Below are 15,122 nucleotides of genomic sequence, written 5' to 3'. Positions count from 1 at the left end.
TCCACCGCAAGAAGTTGCGTACGGCGACGGATCGTTGCGTCTGGTTGGTTGCTGCCGGCGGATCGTTGCGTTCACGCTGTCAGCCGCGCTCCACTCCCAGGTGCACCCGCCGGTGCGCCGGCCGCTCGATCTCGTCGAGCAGGGCCAGCGCCAGGTCCGCGTACGTGATCCGGCTCTCGGCCCGGGCCGGGGCGAACCGGTACCGGCCCGCGGGCGTCCCGCCGTGGTCGAAGTCGCCGCCCGGGCTGAGCACCAGCCAGTCGACGTCCCCACCCGTCCGGCGCAGCACCTCGGCGCCGGCCGCGTGCCCCAGGTAGAAGCCCCGGTACTCCTGCGGGTAGCCCGGCGTGTCCATGAGCGGCACGCCGTCGGCCGTCGGCAGCACCGAGGCGAGCCCGACCACCACCAGCCGGCCCACCCCGGCCCGACGCGACCCGGCCAGCGTGGCCCGGGCCGCGGCCGGGAAGAAGACGTCCGGCGGCGCGGCCAGGTCGGCGGCGGCGTGCACCGCCGCGTCGTGCCCGGCCATCAGGCCGGCGACCCGGTCAGCGTCGGTGACGTCCCCAGCGGTGACCCGCACCCCGCCGTCGGCCGCCAGGTCCGGGTGGCGAGCCGGGTCGCGGACCACGGCGGTCACCTCGTGGCCCCGGTCGCGGGCCGCCCCTACCGTCGCCCGGCCGGCTCGGCCGCCGGCCCCGAAGATGATGATCCTGCTCATCGACGTACCTCTCCTCGTCGCCCTGGCCGGCGGGGTCGCCGGCCGTCCGGGCGGACGCTATCCGGGGGGCCGGTTTCCACCCGGATACCGATTACGGTGGGCGGATGGCCGCGCCGCTGGACCCGGAGATGTTCGACGAGCTCTGCCCCTCGGACCTGTCACCGATCCGGTTCGGGGACAAGTGGGCCGGGATGGTGGTCCGCTGCCTGGAGAGCGGGCCCCGGCGGTTCTCCGAGTTGCGGGTGCCGCTGCGCGGCATCACCGCCAAGGTGCTGACCCGGTCGCTGCGCCGGCTCGAAGCCGACGGGCTGGTCCGGCGCGCCGTCCTGCCCGGTCGGGTCGAGTACGCGCTCACCCCGCTGGGGCGCAGCCTGCTCGGCCCGATGGACGTCGCCTGCGCCTGGGCCCGGGAGCACTGGGAGGAACTGCTCGACGCCCGCGAGGGCGTGGCCGCGGCCGCCGACTGACCCCGGACATACTTCGGGGGCGGCGAACCGCCGCCCCCGAAAGAGGTGTGCCCGGCTGGTGAACCACCAGAGCTGATCGGGCGTGCCGGCGCTGCGCCGGCGACCGGGAAACTGCCCGTCAGAAGAGATCCGCAAACTGTGAGTCGAGCCACTCCCGGAACCGGCCCACCCAGTCGCCGTCGGTGGTCGGCCAGTCGAACTGGCCGGTCATCGCCACGATGCCGAGCACAACGGCGGCGAGGCCGACGGCCACGCCGATCAACGCGTCGGTCTTGCCGGCCACGTGCCGGCGGCGGGTCGCGATCAGGCCGAACACGGCGAGCACCGCGCCGACCGCGCCGAGGCCGATGCCGTAGCCGGCGAGGGTGCCGGAGAGCACGAAGAGCGCGCCGACCACCGACACGATCAGGCCGAGGGTGGCGAGCAGGCTGGCCCGGGGCCGCTTCGTCGTCACCGGCTCCACCCGCTCCACCGCCGGATCCCGGTCGACGGTCCGGTCCGGCCGGCCGTCTCCGTCCAGGTCGACGGTGCGCTCCAGGGTCGGGTCCGGCTCGACGGTGTGGGTGCGCCGGCCGTCCGGGCCGGTCGGGCGGGCGGTGGCCGCCCGGGCCGCCGCGGCCCGATCCGCCGCGCGCCGCTCCGCGTCGGTGGCGCGCTCGTCGTCGGTCGCGGTGGCGGCGCTGCGGTAGGTGGTCCGCTCCTCGTCGCGGCCGGTCACCACCGGCCGGTCGTCCGCCCGATCGCCGACCCGGTCGCGGTCGTCGACCACCCCGTCGCCGTTCACGTCATCGGTTCGCGCCGGACCGCTCCGGCGGGACAGAATCTTCACTGGACACCTCCTGATCTCCGGCGCGGAGACCGCGCTTCACAGTCAGGAGTTACCCCGTGGCGGACAGGTCGACACCCGTCGACGCCCAGTGCCTCTCCTGGTCGGCGGCGTCCGGGCCGGCGGGCTACCGTTGCCGTCGTGCCAGAGGGACACACCATCCACCGCCTGGCGGCCCGGCACGCCGAGCTCTTCGCCGGCGACAAGGTGCACGCCGCCAGCCCGCAGGGCCGCTTCGCCGAGGGCGCGGCCCGGCTCACCGGCACCCTCCTGGAGGGCACCGAGGCGTACGGCAAGCACCTGCTGCACCACTACGCCGGCGAGCTGACCCTGCACGTCCACCTGGGGCTCTACGGCAAGGTCACCGACGGCCCGGGCGAGCCGCCACCCCCGGTCGGGCAGATCCGGCTGCGGCTGAGCAGTGACCGGCACTGGCTGGACCTGCGCGGGCCGACCGCGTGCGAACTGCTCACCCCGCCCGAGGTGGCCGCGCTGCGCGATTGGCTTGGCGCCGACCCGCTGCGCGCCGACGCCGACCCCGAGCGGGCGTACGCCCGGATCCGGCGCAGCCCCACCCCGCTGGCGGCGCTGCTGCTGGACCAGTCGGTGGTGGCCGGCACCGGCCTGATCTTCGTGGTCGAGGCGCTGTTCCGGGCTGGGCTGCCGCCGCTGCTGCCCGGGCGGGACCTCAGCCCGGCCGGCTGGGCGGAGCTCTGGGCCGACCTGGTCGCGCTGATGACCGTCGCCGTCGAGCGGGGCCGGATCGACACCGTGCGGGACGATCACCTGCCGGAGGCGATGGGGCGGGCGCCCCGGGTCGACCGGCACGGCGGCGAGGTGTACGTCTACCGCCGCCCCGGCGCGCCCTGCCACGTCTGCGGCACCGAGGTCAGCCGCGGCGAGCTGGCCGGCCGCAACCTCTACTGGTGCCCGACCTGCCAGGCCGGCCGGCGGCGCCCGTCGGCCCGGTCAGCCGACCGCGCGAAGCGCGCGTCCGTGCCGGAGCCGCTCGACCGCCTGCGCGGTCGTCTCGTCGGCGGGTAGCAGGACGACCAGCTCCTGGGCGTCGGCGCTCGGCAGCTCCAGCTTCTCCCGGTGCCAGCGCAGCTCGCCCGCGGCGGGATGGTCGAGCCGGAGCGGGACCTGGGGCGGTGGCAGGTGCTGCTGGAGCCGTCGGGTGAACTCCGGCCCGGCGACGGGGGCAAGCTGGACCCGGAACCACTCGGAGGCCTCCGCGGACGGCCCGAGCCACAGGTCGAAGGCCCGCTCGTCGGCCACCTGGTCCCAGTCCGGGAACACCGTGCGGGCGCGCGGGTCGGTGAACACGTAGCGGGTCAAGTTCGGCGCCTCGGCGTCGAGCAGGCCGATCCCGCCCATCACCAGCTCGAACGCGCTCGTGTACGCGAGCACGTCGCCCAGGCGGTTGGTGACGAAGGCCATCCCGGGTTCGAGCAGCCGGAGGGTCTCCCGCACGGTCGGCCGGACCTCACGGTTGGGCGGCGCCGGCGGCCGGTGCCCGGGGCAGGCCCCACCGGTGATCTTGGCGAGGTAGCGCAGGTGGTTTCGCTCCCGGGCGTCCAGGCTCAGGGCGTCCGCGAGCGCGTTCAGCACCGCGTGCGACGGGTTGCGGTCCCGACCCTGCTCCATGCGGGTGAGGTATTCGACGCTGACCCCGGCGCGGGCGGCCAGGTCCGAGCGGCGCAGGCCCGGGGAGCGGCGCCGGCCCCGGTCGGGCAGGCCGAAGGACTCCGGCTGGAGGCTGTCGCGCTTGGCGCGGACGAAGTCGCCCAGTGGCGTACCCATGGGTGAGAGTCTAGGTCGGATTCCGGCCGCCCCGGCCGGCGCAGCGTGGCCCTGCGGGGGCCAGCCTGCAGCCGGTCTGGTTGCCGCCGTCGCGCTGGCGGACCGTGGACCGCATGAACGAGAAGCACAGGTTGGTCATTGTCATCGGAAGCGTCCGCGAGGGCCGGTTCGGACCGGTCGTCGCGTCCTGGGTCGCCGAGCGGGCGCGCGAGCACGGCGGCTTCGAGGTCGACGTCGTCGACCTCGCCGAGATCGAGATCCCGCTGGCACTGCCGGCGGAGTCACCGAAGTTCGCGGGCGACGCGTACCCGCGCCCGGCGGCCATGGCGCCGCTGACCTCCCGGCTGGCGGACGCGGACGCGTTCATCCTGGTCACGCCGGAGTACAACCACAGCTACCCGGCCGCGCTGAAGGCCGCCATCGACTGGCACTTCACCCAGTGGACGGCCAAGCCGGTGGCCTTCGTCAGCTACGGCGGCGCGGCGGGCGGCCGGCACGCCGTCCTGCACCTGGAGAACGTGCTCACCGAACTGCACGCCGTGACGATCCGCGACGGGCTGGCCTTCCCGAACTACTTCACCGGGTGGGCGGACGGCCAGCCGCTCGACCCCGCCGCGTCCGGATACGCCAAGACCCTGCTGGACCAGCTCGCCTGGTGGGCCGGAGCCCTGGGGGCGGCACGCGAGGCGGCCCCGTACCCGGCCTGACCGCCACGCCTCGGGGCGTGACCGGTCCCCCGGGAGCCGGTCACGCCCCGGCGAGCAGCCAGCGGACCGTCTCGACCTGCTGCGGGAAGACCTCGTCCTCGCCGATGCTCCAGGCCAGCGTGTGCACAACCGCCCAGCCGCGCACCCGCTCCCGGTCCAGGCGCAGCTCGGCGCTGAGCCGGTCCAGCCGGTGCCGGACCGCGGCGGGGGAGTGCCCCAGCTCGGGCCCGCGCACCAGCGGCACCGCCGCGAACTCCCGCTCGCCGACCAGCGGCTTCGGGTCGATGACCAGCCACGGCTCGCGGGTGGCCGCCAGCACGTTGCCGGCGTGCAGGTCCTGGTTGACCAGCACCTGCTCGCCCTGGCTGGGCACCAGCTCGGCGAGGAGCCCGAGCGCGGCATCCAGCAGCCGCCGCTCGAACGGCCGGTTCAGCCGCTCCCACTTGGCCGGCAGCCGCTCGGCCCAGCCGGCCGCCTCCTCGGCGAGCGGGGTGAACGGCGGGCCGGCCGGCACGCCGAGCCGGGGCAGCAGCCCGACCGCCACGTCGAGCGCCGCGTCGGGCGGCAGCCCGTGCAGCGGCGTTCCCGGCAGGCAGCGCTCGACCAGCAGCGCCCGGCGCTCGGGGTCGTGGGCCAGCAGCCGGATCGCGCCCCGGCCGCCCCAGTGAGCGAGCGCGGTCGCCTCGTGCACGCTGTCGTCGTCCGGGTACTGGAGCTTCAGCACCGCCGGTGTGCCGTCCGGCAGTTCCGCCGGCAACGCCAGCGACGCCAGCGACGCGTACTCGAAGGGTGGGCCGACCCGCAGCTCCCAGCCCTCGACGCACTCCGCCAGCCGGTCCGGCAGGGTGGCGAGCCATTCCCGGCCGGCCGGATACCGTTCCGTCCAGCGCAGCCCCTCGGGGATCTCCAGACGCATCCGACCATCCTGGGTGCCGGTGGCGGTCGCGTACAACCGTTTCCCGCTCGATGCCGTCTGGAACAGCGAACCCCACGGAGGTGGCCGGATGCCGGACGCATCGGACCAGGAATACATCGAGTACGTCACCGCCCGCCTGCCGGCGCTGCGCCGGCTCGCGTACGTGACCAGTTTCAGCGACGACGGCCGGGTGCTCGGCGGGAAGCTCGAGTCCGACGACCAGGTCCGGCCGGTGCGCTGGACCTGCCGGTGACCGGTCCGGGGGCGGTCCCGCAGCGCCCCCGGACCGGAGCCGTTCAGCCCAGCCGGCGGATGTCGCCGTAGGCCCGGTAGAAGCCGCCGCGGCCGGACTCCCGGACCTCGGTGACCAGGTAGCGCGCCCCCGGCTCGCGGATCCCCTTCGGGAACTGCACCGACCAGTCGCGGCGGTAGCCGTCGGAGAGGACGTGGATGCGCATCCGGCCGCCCTGCTCGACGCACTGCACCATCACGCCGGACCGGTCGTCGGTGGTCACCTCCACGCTGGTCCAGGCGGCCGGTTCGGGCAGCCGGGCCGGGGCCTTCACGTCGACCACCTCCGGCACGCTGCCCGCCTCGGCGGCCCGGATCGCCGGCTCGCTGGCGTCGATGCAGGCCAGGTAGCCGCCGGTGGTGACCACGTAGAGCCGCTCGTCGTGGTACTGCATCGAGTACGCCGAGCCGCAGCCGGTGCCGAGCTTCCACAACCGGTTGCCGGCCTCGTCGAAGCAGTAGATCGAGGACGCGCTGTCGCCGGCGAAGACGTATCGGCCGCCCTCGGCCGTGGCGCAGGAGAAGACCGCGGCATCGCACCGGTAGGTCCGCTCGGCCCGCCCGTCCTTGCGCAGCCGCACCACCTCGCGGGTGCCGGTGCCGGCGAACACGGCGTCGCGCTCCTGCCAGCCGAAGAGCACCGCTCCCGTGCGGGTGTGCCACAGCTCCCGCCCGGTCCGCCAGTCGTAGCCGGTGACCCCCTGCGAGTGGCCGTGGTAGAGGGCGTCGGTGTCACAGCGCACCATCCAGGCGGACCGGCCCCGCCCCGGCCGCCGCCAGAGGAACTCGTCCTCGTGGTCGACGGCGGCGATGCCGCCCTCGCGGTCGGAGACGCCCAGCACGCCGTCGTGGATGTCGAGCCAGTAGATGTCGATGTCGGGGGCGATCGCGTAGGCCACCCGGGGCACCTTGCCGGAGAGGTCGTAGACGTTGCCGTCGTCGCAGCCCGCGTAGATCCAGGCGTCGTCGGCGACGATGCACTTCACCCCGTCGGGGAGCCGGACCTGGTGCAGCACCCGGGCGTCGTGGTCCAGCGTGGTGATCACGCCGTGCTCGTTGCCCACCATGCAGCTCTGCCCGTCGATGAAGATGCCGAACGCGGGCGCGCCCGAGGCGTAGCGCCAGAGGACCGGGGCGGTGCGGGCCGTGGAGCGGGTGCTGACGATCTGCCGACGGGAGACCGTCCGCTTCTGGCGTACGCCGGGCACCGCGGGCGCGTATCCCTTGCGGACCTTCTCGCCGATCTTCTTCGCGGCGGCGGCCCGGGCGCGGGCGTTGTCCGGGTAGCTGCTGCACTTCACCTGGCCCTGGTCGCCGATCCGGCCGTAGCGCACGGTCATCGTGGTGTCGTCGACCACGACCTCGTAGAACTTGTGCGCTCCTCCGTCCACTTCGGACAGTTCGAGGTAGGTCGTCTCCTGCGACATGGGGGTGCCTCCGAGGGGAAGGGCCGGAAACGGCGACAGCCCGCCCAAGTTAACGCCGCCCCCCGACAAAGATCGGGTCGTCCGGTCAGCGGCCGGAGTGGGTGAGGGCGTCGACTGCCTTGCGGGCGGCGATCAGCACCGGGTCCCAGACCGGGGCGTACGGCGGCGCGTAGCCCAGGTCGAGCGCGGTCATGTCGTCGACCGTCATGTTGTTCCACAGCGCGACGGCCAGCGCGTCGATCCGCTTGGCCGCCTCGGACCAGCCGACGATCTGCGCCCCCAGCAGCCGGCCGCTGGGCCGCTCGGCGAGCAGCTTCACGGTCATCGGCCGGGCGCCCGGGTAGTAGCCGGCCCGGTTGGTCGACTCGGCCAGCACGGCGACGAACTCGAAGCCGGCCGCGGTGGCGTCCCGCTCGCGCAGGCCGGTCCGCCCGACCTCCAGCTCGCAGACCTTGGTCACGGCAGTGCCGATCACGCCGGGGAAGGTCGCGTACCCGCCGCCGATGTTGACCCCGGCGACCCGGCCCTGCTTGTTGGCGTGGGTGCCGAGCGGGATGTGCACCGGCATGCCGCTGACCCGGTGCAGGCTCTCCACACAGTCGCCGGCCGCGTAGACGCCGGGCACCCCGGGCACCCGCATCCGCCGGTCGACGCGGATCGCCCCGGACGGACCGATCGGCAGGCCGGCGGCCTCGCCGAGCGCGGTGTTCGGGCGTACGCCCAGGCCCAGCACCACGACGTCGGCCGGGATCGGCCCCTCGCCGGTGACCACGGCGGCGATCCGGCCGTCGCGCCCCTCGAGGCCGGTGACCGTCAGGCCGGTACGGATGCCGATGCCGGTGCTGCGCATCGCCTCGGCCACCAGCTCGCCCATGTCCGGGTCCACGGTGGACATCGGCTGGTCGGCCTGCTCGACCAGGTCGACCTTGAGCCCGTGGTGCAGCAGGGCCTCGGCCATCTCGACCCCGATGTAGCCGCCGCCGATCACCACCGCGCGGCGGGGCCGGGGCTCGTGTTCCAGCCAGTCCAGCAGGGCGGTGCCGTCGTCGAGGGTCTGCATGCCGAACACCCCGGCCAGCCCGCCGCGGGCCCACCCGGGCTGGATCGGGGTCGAGCCGGTGGCGTACACCAGGGTGTCGAAGCCGGCGCGGACCTCGCCGCCTCCCGTCAGGTCCCGGGCGATCACCTCGCGGCGGTCGAGGTCGATGGTGGTGACCTCGTGCCGCAGCCGGACCTCGATGTCGAACCTGTCCCGGAAGGTGGCCGGGTCGCGGGCGATGAGCTGGTCCCGCTCCGGCACCACCCCGCTGATCCAGAAGGGGATGCCGCAGGCCGAGTAGGAGGTGAAGCGGCCCCGCTCGAAGGCCACGATCTCCAGGTCGTCACGGTCGCGGCGGCGGCGGGCCTGGGACGCCGCCGCCATTCCGGCGGCGTCCCCGCCGACGACGACCATCCGCTCCGCCACGACGCCATCCTGTCACGCGCGCCCGGCTCGCGCGGGCGCTCAGCCGCGGGTCTGCCGGGCCACGTCCGCGACCACGTCGATCAGCTTGCCGGTACGGGCGAACACCGCCCGCTGCCGCGCCGCGCCGCTGCCGTGCCGGCGCAGCCCGCCCAGCAGGTCGGTCACCCGGTCGAGGTCGCCGTGCCGCTCCAGTTCCGGGCGGACCCGTTCGACCAGCCCGTCCAGCAGTTCCCAGGCCGGGCGCAGCTCGCCGTCGGTCAGGTCGACGCCCTCGCCCTCCAACCCGTCGTGGGCCGCCCGCCAGTGCGCGGCGACCAGCAGGTGGTGGTCGGTGTTGATGGCCGGCCGCCCCTCGGCGATCTCCGTCATGGCCGTCGCCACCAGGGCCCGGACCAGGGCGGCGACCAGCACCGCGTCGTCCACCGACGGGCAGACGTCACCGATCCGGATCTCCACGGTCGGGTACTTGGCGGAGAGCCGGGCGTACCAGTAGAGCATTCCCTCGTCGAGCATCACGCCGCTGGCGATGAGCTGCCGGATGAGCCGCTCGTAGTGCTCGTGCGAGTTGAGCCAGGGGGTGGGCGCCACCGACGGCCAGCGTTCCCACTCGACCGAGCGCCAGCTCGCGTAGCCGGTGTCCTCGCCCCTGGCGAACGGGGAGTTGGCGGTGACCGCCTGCAGGATCGGCAGCCAGGGCCGGACGTGGTTGAGCACCCGCACCCCGGTCTCCGCGTCCGGGATGCCGACGTGCACGTGCATGCCGTTGTTGCCCGGCCCCGGCACGAGCAGCCGGAACCGCTCGATCATCCGGTCGAAGCGGGGCTTGTCCACCACCGGCGGCACCGGCCCCTCCACCGGCCCGGTGCCGATGGCCAGCAGCCGCACGCCGGCCCGCTCGGCGGCGGCGGCAAGTTCGGCGCGGAGCACCCCGAGCGAGTGCCGGATCGAGGAGAGCTCCAGGCCGGGCGGGCTGCCGATCTCGATCTGGCTGGTCTGGAACTCCCGCTCCACCTGGCCCCGCAGCTCGGCCGGCACCTGCTCCATGACCAGGTCCACGGCGGGCACGGCAGCCCCGGTGTGCGGGTCGACGAGCAGGAACTCCTCCTCCACGCCGACTGTCAGCAGGTCCGTGCCGCTTGGCGCGGCGCTCCGTTCCCGCTCCGCCACTGACCCGCTCATCGAGACCACCGTCCTGCTCCGTACCGGTCGCGGCACGGTGCCGCCCGGTCGACGCCCTGTTACCCACCGTGTCGGCCACGGGAAACGCCCGGGGCGGCGTGTCCTCGCGTACGCGCCGGTGGCGTCCCCCTTTGGTGGCCACGGATCCCGGCTCCGGGATGGGAATCCCGCCCCGACGGCGAGCCGGTCCGGCGCGCGCCGACGGCAACGGAGAGGGCCCGGGTCCACGTCGCGGACCGTGACCGACATCGGCCGGGCGGCTTGGCGGGCGATCGGGTCCGGGACGTGACAGCGGGTTCTAGAGTCGGCCTGTGGTCGGGATGCTGGTGACGGGGACGTGGGCGTACGCCCTCACCCTGCTCGCGGACCGTCCCACCGGCCTGCTCGCCGGTGCGGCGGTGGCCGCCGCGCTGCTGCTCGCCACGCTGCTCGCGCTGCGGGTCCGGGCGCTGCCCACGCCGCCCGGCGGCCGGCGCGCCGTCGCCCTGCGGGCCCGGGCCCGGCACCGCCGGGTGCCCCGGCAGGTCGACCCGGACGCCCCGGGACGGCCGCGTCCCCGCGCGCCGGGGTTCCGCCTCTCGGCCGCGTAGCCGTCTCGTCGCCGCGCGGCCGGTTCCGTCGTCATCCGCCCCGCCGGGACGCGTCGTCCCGTCCGGGCATCCGGAATCGGACCGAGGGGTTTCCCCATGCTCGCCTTCGCACCACTGCACACCGCGACCTCCGCGGCCGCCACTGTCGTCACCTGGCTCGCCGACACGCTCGCCCCGCTGACCGGCGGGGCCGCCACGGCCGCCGCGATCGTCCTGTTCACCGTCGGGGTCCGGCTGCTGATCTCGCCGCTCAGCCTGGCCCAGTTCCGCGGGGAGCGGCGCCGCACGGCACTCGCCCCCGAGGTCCGCGACCTCCAACGGCGGTACGCCGACGACCCCGGCCGCCTGCAGAGCGAACTGTTCGCGCTCTACCGCCGGGCCGGGGCCGGCCCGGTGGCGGGCTGCCTGCCGGCGCTGTTGCAGGCCCCGTTCTTCCTGGTGATGTACCGCCTCTTCGCCACCGGCGACGGGCACCCGCACCTGCTAAACGAGAAGCTCGCCGGCGTACCCCTGGGGTGGCACCTCGGCGACGGGCTCACCGGCCCGGTGGTGGCGGTCTTCGGGGTGCTGCTGGCGGCGCTGCTCGTGCTGGCCTGGTGGTCGTCGCGGCGGGCGCGCCGGGCGGCCGCCGCCACCGGCACCATCGCCGGTGCGCCGACCGAGGGTCCGGGCGCCGCCGTGCTCGGCCGGCTGGTGCCGCTGCTGCCCTACACCACGGTGCTGGTGGCGCTGGTGGTGCCGCTCGCGGCGGTGCTCTACCTGGTCACCACGACGGCGTGGACCGCGCTGGAGCAGGCGGTGCTGCGCCGGCCCCAGCCGGAAGGCATCGACGGACGTTGACAAATGCGGGGGCGGGCGCGTAGAAAACGCCTCAGAGAGCGCTCTCTCCTGCCCGTCCCCGCAGAGAGGCACCCCGATGAACCCTGTCCCGGCGGCCGCGGCCGCCCCCTCCGTCGTGCGCCGGTCGCGCCGGCGGCTCTCCCTGGCGGCCGCCGTGCTCGCCACCACCACCGCCCTCGCGACCGTCACGATGACCGCGCACGCCGCCGTGCCGCCGCCGCCCGCCGGCTGGAGTCTGGTGTGGAGCGACGACTTCACCGGCGCGGCCGGCACCCTGCCCTCCTCCGCCAACTGGATCATCGACACCGGCACCAGCTACCCGGGCGGCCCGGCCAACTGGGGCACCGGCGAGATCCAGACCTACACCGCCAGCACCGCCAACCTGGCCCAGGACGGCGCCGGCAACCTGCGCATCACCCCGCTCAAGGACGCCGCCGGCCGGTGGACCTCGGCCCGGATCGAGACGGTCCGCGCCAACTTCAAGCCGCCGGCCGGGGGAGTCCTGGCACTGGAGGGCCGGATCCAGATGCCGAACGTGACCGGCGCGCAGGCCGCCGGCTACTGGCCAGCGTTCTGGGCGCTCGGCTCCCCGTACCGGGGCAACTACCAGAACTGGCCGGGCGTCGGCGAGTTCGACGTGATGGAGAACGTCAACGGGATCAACTCGGTCTGGGGGGTGCTGCACTGCGGCGTCGCCCCGGGCGGCCCGTGCAACGAGTTCAACGGCATCGGCAACTCCCGGGCCTGCCCGGGCAGCACCTGCCAGTCGGCGTTCCACACCTACCGCTTCGAGTGGGACGCCTCGATCAGTCCTCAGCAGCTGCGCTGGTACGTCGACGGCCAGCTCTTCCACACCGTCAGCCAGAACCAGGTCGGCGAGCCGTACTGGGGTCAGATGACCAACCACAGCGGCTACTTCATGCTGCTCAACGTGGCGATGGGCGGCGGCTTCCCGAACGGGGTGGCCGGCTCGGCCACGCCCACCGCGTCGACCGTCTCCGGCCGGCCGATGGTGGTCGACTACGTGGCCGCCTACACCCGCGGTGGCGGCGGCACGCCGTCGCCGACCCCGACCACCCCGCCGCCCGGCGGGGTGGTGGACGCGTACTCGACCATCCAGGCCGAGGCGTTCTCCGGGCAGAACGGGGTGCAGGTCGAGGCGTGCGGCGAGGGCGGCCAGGACATCGGCTGGCTGGCCAACGGCGACTGGGCCCGCTACGACAACGTGGAGTTCGGCGCCACGCCGCCGAAGGACTTCGTGGCCCGGGTCGCCTCCGGCGCGCCGGCCGGGGTGAGCGGGCTGGTCGAGGTCCGGGTGGACAGCCCGAGCAACCCGCCGATCGGGAGCTTCGCGGTCGCCAACACCGGTGGCTGGCAGAGCTGGCGCTCGGTGCCGGGCAACGTCGCCGCGGTCACCGGCCGGCACACCGTCTACCTGACCTTCAGCAGCGGCCAGCCGGCCGACTTCGTCAACGTCAACTGGTTCATCTTCCGGCGCTGAGCCGGCCGGGCCGGGGGTCCCCGAAGGGGCCCCCGGTCTGCCTCTGGACAGAAACAGTTAACAGTCTTAATAATGAGCGCACGTCGACGGTCGTAAATGCCCACCCTCCACCACCACGTCCTGGAGGACGCCGTGAGACTCCGCTCCACCCGCCTGGCGACGTTCGCCGCCGCGCTCGCCGCCGCCCTGGTGGCGGGCACCGTGCTGGCCGCGCCGCCCGCCTCCGCCGCCACCGCCGCCTTCGTCCGCACCTCCACCTGGAGCAGCGGGTACGAGGCCAAATTCACCGTCACCAACGACAGCTCGGCCAGCATCTCCTCCTGGAACGTCCAGTTCGACCTGCCCGCCGGCAGCACCCTCGGCTCGTTCTGGGACGCCCGGCTGACCACCTCCGGCCAGCACGTCACCGCGCTGAACCAGTCCTGGAACGGTGCCCTCGCCCCGGGCGCCAGCACCAGCTTCGGCTTCATCGTCAACGGCACCGGCGACCCGACCAACTGCACGGTCAACGGCGGCTCGTGCACCGGCGGGGGCGGCGGCAACCCCGGCGCTCCGGCCACCCCCGGCGGCCTCCGGGTCACCGGCACCACCAACACCTCGGTCGCGCTGGCCTGGAACGCCGTCTCCGGCACGGTCACCGGCTACCGGGTCTACGAGGGCGGCACCGTGAAGGCCACCGTCACCGGCACCTCGGCCACCGTCTCCGGGCTGAGCGCCTGCACCGGGCACAGCTACACGGTGGCCGCGTACAACGCCAGCGGGGAGTCGGCGAAGTCGGCGGCGGTGTCGGCCACCACCACCGGCTGCACCGGCGGGGGTGGCGGCGTGATGGCCGCCGCGCCGTACCTCTACCCGGGCTGGGGCGACCCGCCCGCGCCGGCCACGGTGATGGGCGCGACCGGGATCAAGTGGTTCACCATCGCGTTCGTGCTCTCCGGCGGCGGCTGCACCCCGGCCTGGGACGGCAGCGGCCCGCTCACCGGCGGCACGCACGCCAACACCATCGCCGCGATCAAGGCGGCCGGCGGTGACGTCATCCCGTCCTTCGGCGGCTGGAGCGGCAACAAGCTCGGCCCGAACTGCTCCTCGGCCAGTGCGCTGGCCGGCGCCTACCAACAGGTCATCAACGCCTACGGGCTCAAGGCGATCGACATCGACATCGAGAACAGCGATGAGTTCGAGAACGAGGTGGTGCAGGACCGGATCCTCGACGCCCTGAAGATCGTCAAGCAGAACAACCCGGGGATCAAGACGATCGTCACCTTCGGCACCTCGACCACCGGGCCGTCGTACTACGGCACCCGGCTGATCAACCAGGCCGCGGCGAAGGGCGCCAACATCGACGTCTTCACCATCATGCCGTTCGACTTCGGCGGCGGCGCGAACATGTACCAGAGCACCGTCAACGCGGCCGAGGGCCTGAAGAACGCGCTGAAGACCGCCTTCGGCTGGTCCGACGCCACCGCCTACGCCCACATGGGCATCTCCGGCATGAACGGCCTCTCCGACCAGCAGGAGCTGACCTCTCCGGCCACCTGGACGCAGATCCGGGACTGGGCCAAGGCCCGCGGGCTCGCCCGGTTCACCTTCTGGTCGGTCAACCGGGACCGGCCCTGCCCGGGCGGCGGAGTGGTCTCCAACTGCTCCGGCATCGCGCAGAACACCTGGGAGTTCACCACCATCACCGCGGGATTCTGATCCCGCACCGCGGTCAGCGCCCGGCGGTCACCGACTGCCGGGCGCGCCGCCGGCGCACCTTCTTGACCACCCAGCTCGCGATCATCAGGGCGAAGACCGCGAAGATCGCGTAGTTGAACCAGTGGCTGTAGCGGTCGACCTGCTGCCAGCGCGTGCCGAGGGCGAAACCGAGCCCGACGATCAGCGCGTTCCACACCCCGCTGCCCAGCGTGGTGAGCAGGATGAACTCGCCCAGCGGCATGCGGTTCGCGCCGGCCGGCACGGAGACCAGGCTGCGCACCACCGGCACGACCCGGCCGAACAGCACCGCCCACCGGCCGTGCCGCTCGAACCAGCGGTCGGCCTTCTCCAGGTCGTCCCGGTCCACCAGCGGGATGTGGTCCAGCCAGCGCTTCAGCCGTTCCTCGCCGAGCGCCGCGCCGAGCCAGTAGAGCACCAGCGCGCCGAGCAGCGAGCCGGCCGTCGCGGCCAGCACGATCAGCACCACGTTGAACCTGCCCTCGGCGGCGAGATAACCCGCCATGGCCAGCACGACCTCGCTCGGGATCGGCGGGACGATGCTCTCCAGGGCGACCAGCAGGGCCACCCCGACCGCGCCGAACGAGTCGATCACGGTCGCCACCCAGCCGGTCAGCCCGGTGAACTGGTTCGGGTCGACGTTCTGGGCGAGTGCCATGGGCGTCCTTCCGCGGTG

At 74.1% G+C, this 15,122-nt stretch carries 16 protein-coding genes; 8 read left to right on the top strand and 8 right to left on the bottom strand.

Going from position 1 to position 15,122, the window contains the following annotated elements; translation table 11 throughout:
• Positions 1-79: 79 nt before the first annotated feature.
• Positions 80-718: an NAD(P)-dependent oxidoreductase gene (locus AC0OLQ_RS30790; protein WP_484529112.1), complete on the bottom strand. Its 639-nt coding sequence runs from the start codon at positions 716-718 to the stop codon at positions 80-82.
• Positions 719-822: 104 nt separating this feature from the next.
• Between AC0OLQ_RS30790 and AC0OLQ_RS30785 the strand changes: the two genes are divergently transcribed.
• On the top strand, positions 823-1,185 hold the full coding sequence (locus AC0OLQ_RS30785) for a winged helix-turn-helix transcriptional regulator (RefSeq protein WP_357339211.1): 363 nt from the start codon (positions 823-825) through the stop codon (positions 1,183-1,185).
• 118 nt (positions 1,186-1,303) lie between these two features.
• On the opposite strand, the gene AC0OLQ_RS30780 is transcribed toward AC0OLQ_RS30785, so the two are convergent.
• A complete protein-coding gene (locus AC0OLQ_RS30780; RefSeq protein ID WP_484529111.1) occupies positions 1,304-2,014 on the bottom strand; it encodes a thrombospondin in 711 nt (236 codons plus the stop codon).
• 138 nt (positions 2,015-2,152) lie between these two features.
• On the opposite strand from AC0OLQ_RS30780, the gene AC0OLQ_RS30775 reads away from it, so the two are divergent.
• Complete coding sequence (locus tag AC0OLQ_RS30775) at positions 2,153-3,055, top strand: Fpg/Nei family DNA glycosylase (RefSeq protein WP_484529110.1); 903 nt, start codon at positions 2,153-2,155, stop codon at positions 3,053-3,055.
• Here the strand turns inward: AC0OLQ_RS30775 and AC0OLQ_RS30770 are convergent.
• On the bottom strand, positions 2,981-3,814 hold the full coding sequence (locus AC0OLQ_RS30770) for a helix-turn-helix domain-containing protein (RefSeq protein ID WP_484529109.1): 834 nt from the start codon (positions 3,812-3,814) through the stop codon (positions 2,981-2,983). The genes AC0OLQ_RS30775 and AC0OLQ_RS30770 overlap by 75 nt on opposite strands.
• A gap of 113 nt (positions 3,815-3,927) precedes the next feature.
• On the opposite strand from AC0OLQ_RS30770, the gene AC0OLQ_RS30765 reads away from it, so the two are divergent.
• On the top strand, positions 3,928-4,521 hold the full coding sequence (locus AC0OLQ_RS30765) for an NADPH-dependent FMN reductase (RefSeq protein ID WP_484529108.1): 594 nt from the start codon (positions 3,928-3,930) through the stop codon (positions 4,519-4,521).
• A gap of 40 nt (positions 4,522-4,561) precedes the next feature.
• Here the strand turns inward: AC0OLQ_RS30765 and AC0OLQ_RS30760 are convergent, their stop codons facing one another.
• Complete coding sequence (locus tag AC0OLQ_RS30760) at positions 4,562-5,437, bottom strand: aminoglycoside phosphotransferase family protein (RefSeq protein ID WP_484529107.1); 876 nt, start codon at positions 5,435-5,437, stop codon at positions 4,562-4,564.
• A gap of 88 nt (positions 5,438-5,525) precedes the next feature.
• Between AC0OLQ_RS30760 and AC0OLQ_RS30755 the strand changes: the two genes are divergently transcribed.
• Positions 5,526-5,690 carry a hypothetical protein gene (locus AC0OLQ_RS30755; RefSeq protein ID WP_484529106.1) on the top strand — a complete coding sequence of 55 codons (165 nt, stop codon included), beginning with the start codon at positions 5,526-5,528 and terminating at the stop codon, positions 5,688-5,690.
• A gap of 43 nt (positions 5,691-5,733) precedes the next feature.
• On the opposite strand, the gene AC0OLQ_RS30750 is transcribed toward AC0OLQ_RS30755, so the two are convergent.
• From AC0OLQ_RS30750 to AC0OLQ_RS30740, 3 genes are all read right to left on the bottom strand, one after another.
• The gene (locus AC0OLQ_RS30750) at positions 5,734-7,155 is read right to left on the bottom strand and encodes a WGR domain-containing protein (RefSeq protein ID WP_484529105.1); all 1,422 of its coding nucleotides are present in this window, start codon (positions 7,153-7,155) and stop codon (positions 5,734-5,736) included.
• 85 nt (positions 7,156-7,240) lie between these two features.
• Positions 7,241-8,620, bottom strand: a complete 1,380-nt coding sequence (locus AC0OLQ_RS30745) for an FAD-dependent oxidoreductase (protein ID WP_484529104.1) — start codon at positions 8,618-8,620, stop codon at positions 7,241-7,243.
• Positions 8,621-8,659: 39 nt separating this feature from the next.
• Positions 8,660-9,808, bottom strand: coding sequence for a carboxylate-amine ligase (locus tag AC0OLQ_RS30740; protein ID WP_484529103.1), 1,149 nt, complete (start codon positions 9,806-9,808; stop codon positions 8,660-8,662).
• A 311-nt stretch (positions 9,809-10,119) separates the two neighbouring features.
• Here AC0OLQ_RS30740 and AC0OLQ_RS30735 point away from each other — a divergent pair, with 311 nt between their 5' ends.
• The 4 genes from AC0OLQ_RS30735 (at position 10,120) to AC0OLQ_RS30720 (ending at position 14,428) form a co-directional block, all read left to right on the top strand.
• On the top strand, positions 10,120-10,389 hold the full coding sequence (locus AC0OLQ_RS30735; RefSeq protein ID WP_484532475.1) for a DUF6412 domain-containing protein: 270 nt from the start codon (positions 10,120-10,122) through the stop codon (positions 10,387-10,389).
• A 96-nt stretch (positions 10,390-10,485) separates the two neighbouring features.
• Positions 10,486-11,229, top strand: coding sequence for a YidC/Oxa1 family membrane protein insertase (locus AC0OLQ_RS30730; protein ID WP_484529102.1), 744 nt, complete (start codon positions 10,486-10,488; stop codon positions 11,227-11,229).
• Positions 11,230-11,305: 76 nt separating this feature from the next.
• The gene (locus AC0OLQ_RS30725; protein WP_484529101.1) at positions 11,306-12,730 is read left to right on the top strand and encodes a carbohydrate-binding protein; all 1,425 of its coding nucleotides are present in this window, start codon (positions 11,306-11,308) and stop codon (positions 12,728-12,730) included.
• A gap of 132 nt (positions 12,731-12,862) precedes the next feature.
• Positions 12,863-14,428 carry a cellulose binding domain-containing protein gene (locus tag AC0OLQ_RS30720; RefSeq protein ID WP_484529100.1) on the top strand — a complete coding sequence of 522 codons (1,566 nt, stop codon included), beginning with the start codon at positions 12,863-12,865 and terminating at the stop codon, positions 14,426-14,428.
• A 13-nt stretch (positions 14,429-14,441) separates the two neighbouring features.
• Here AC0OLQ_RS30720 and AC0OLQ_RS30715 read toward each other — a convergent pair whose 3' ends face one another.
• Positions 14,442-15,104, bottom strand: a complete 663-nt coding sequence (locus tag AC0OLQ_RS30715; protein ID WP_484529099.1) for a DedA family protein — start codon at positions 15,102-15,104, stop codon at positions 14,442-14,444.
• Between the last annotated feature and the right edge of the window lie 18 nt (positions 15,105-15,122).

The sequence above is a fragment of the Micromonospora sp. Utrum1 genome (genome assembly GCF_057197805.1).
The sequence above is the reverse complement of the archived record's forward strand: the minus strand, read 5'-3'. Positions and strand labels throughout refer to the sequence as shown.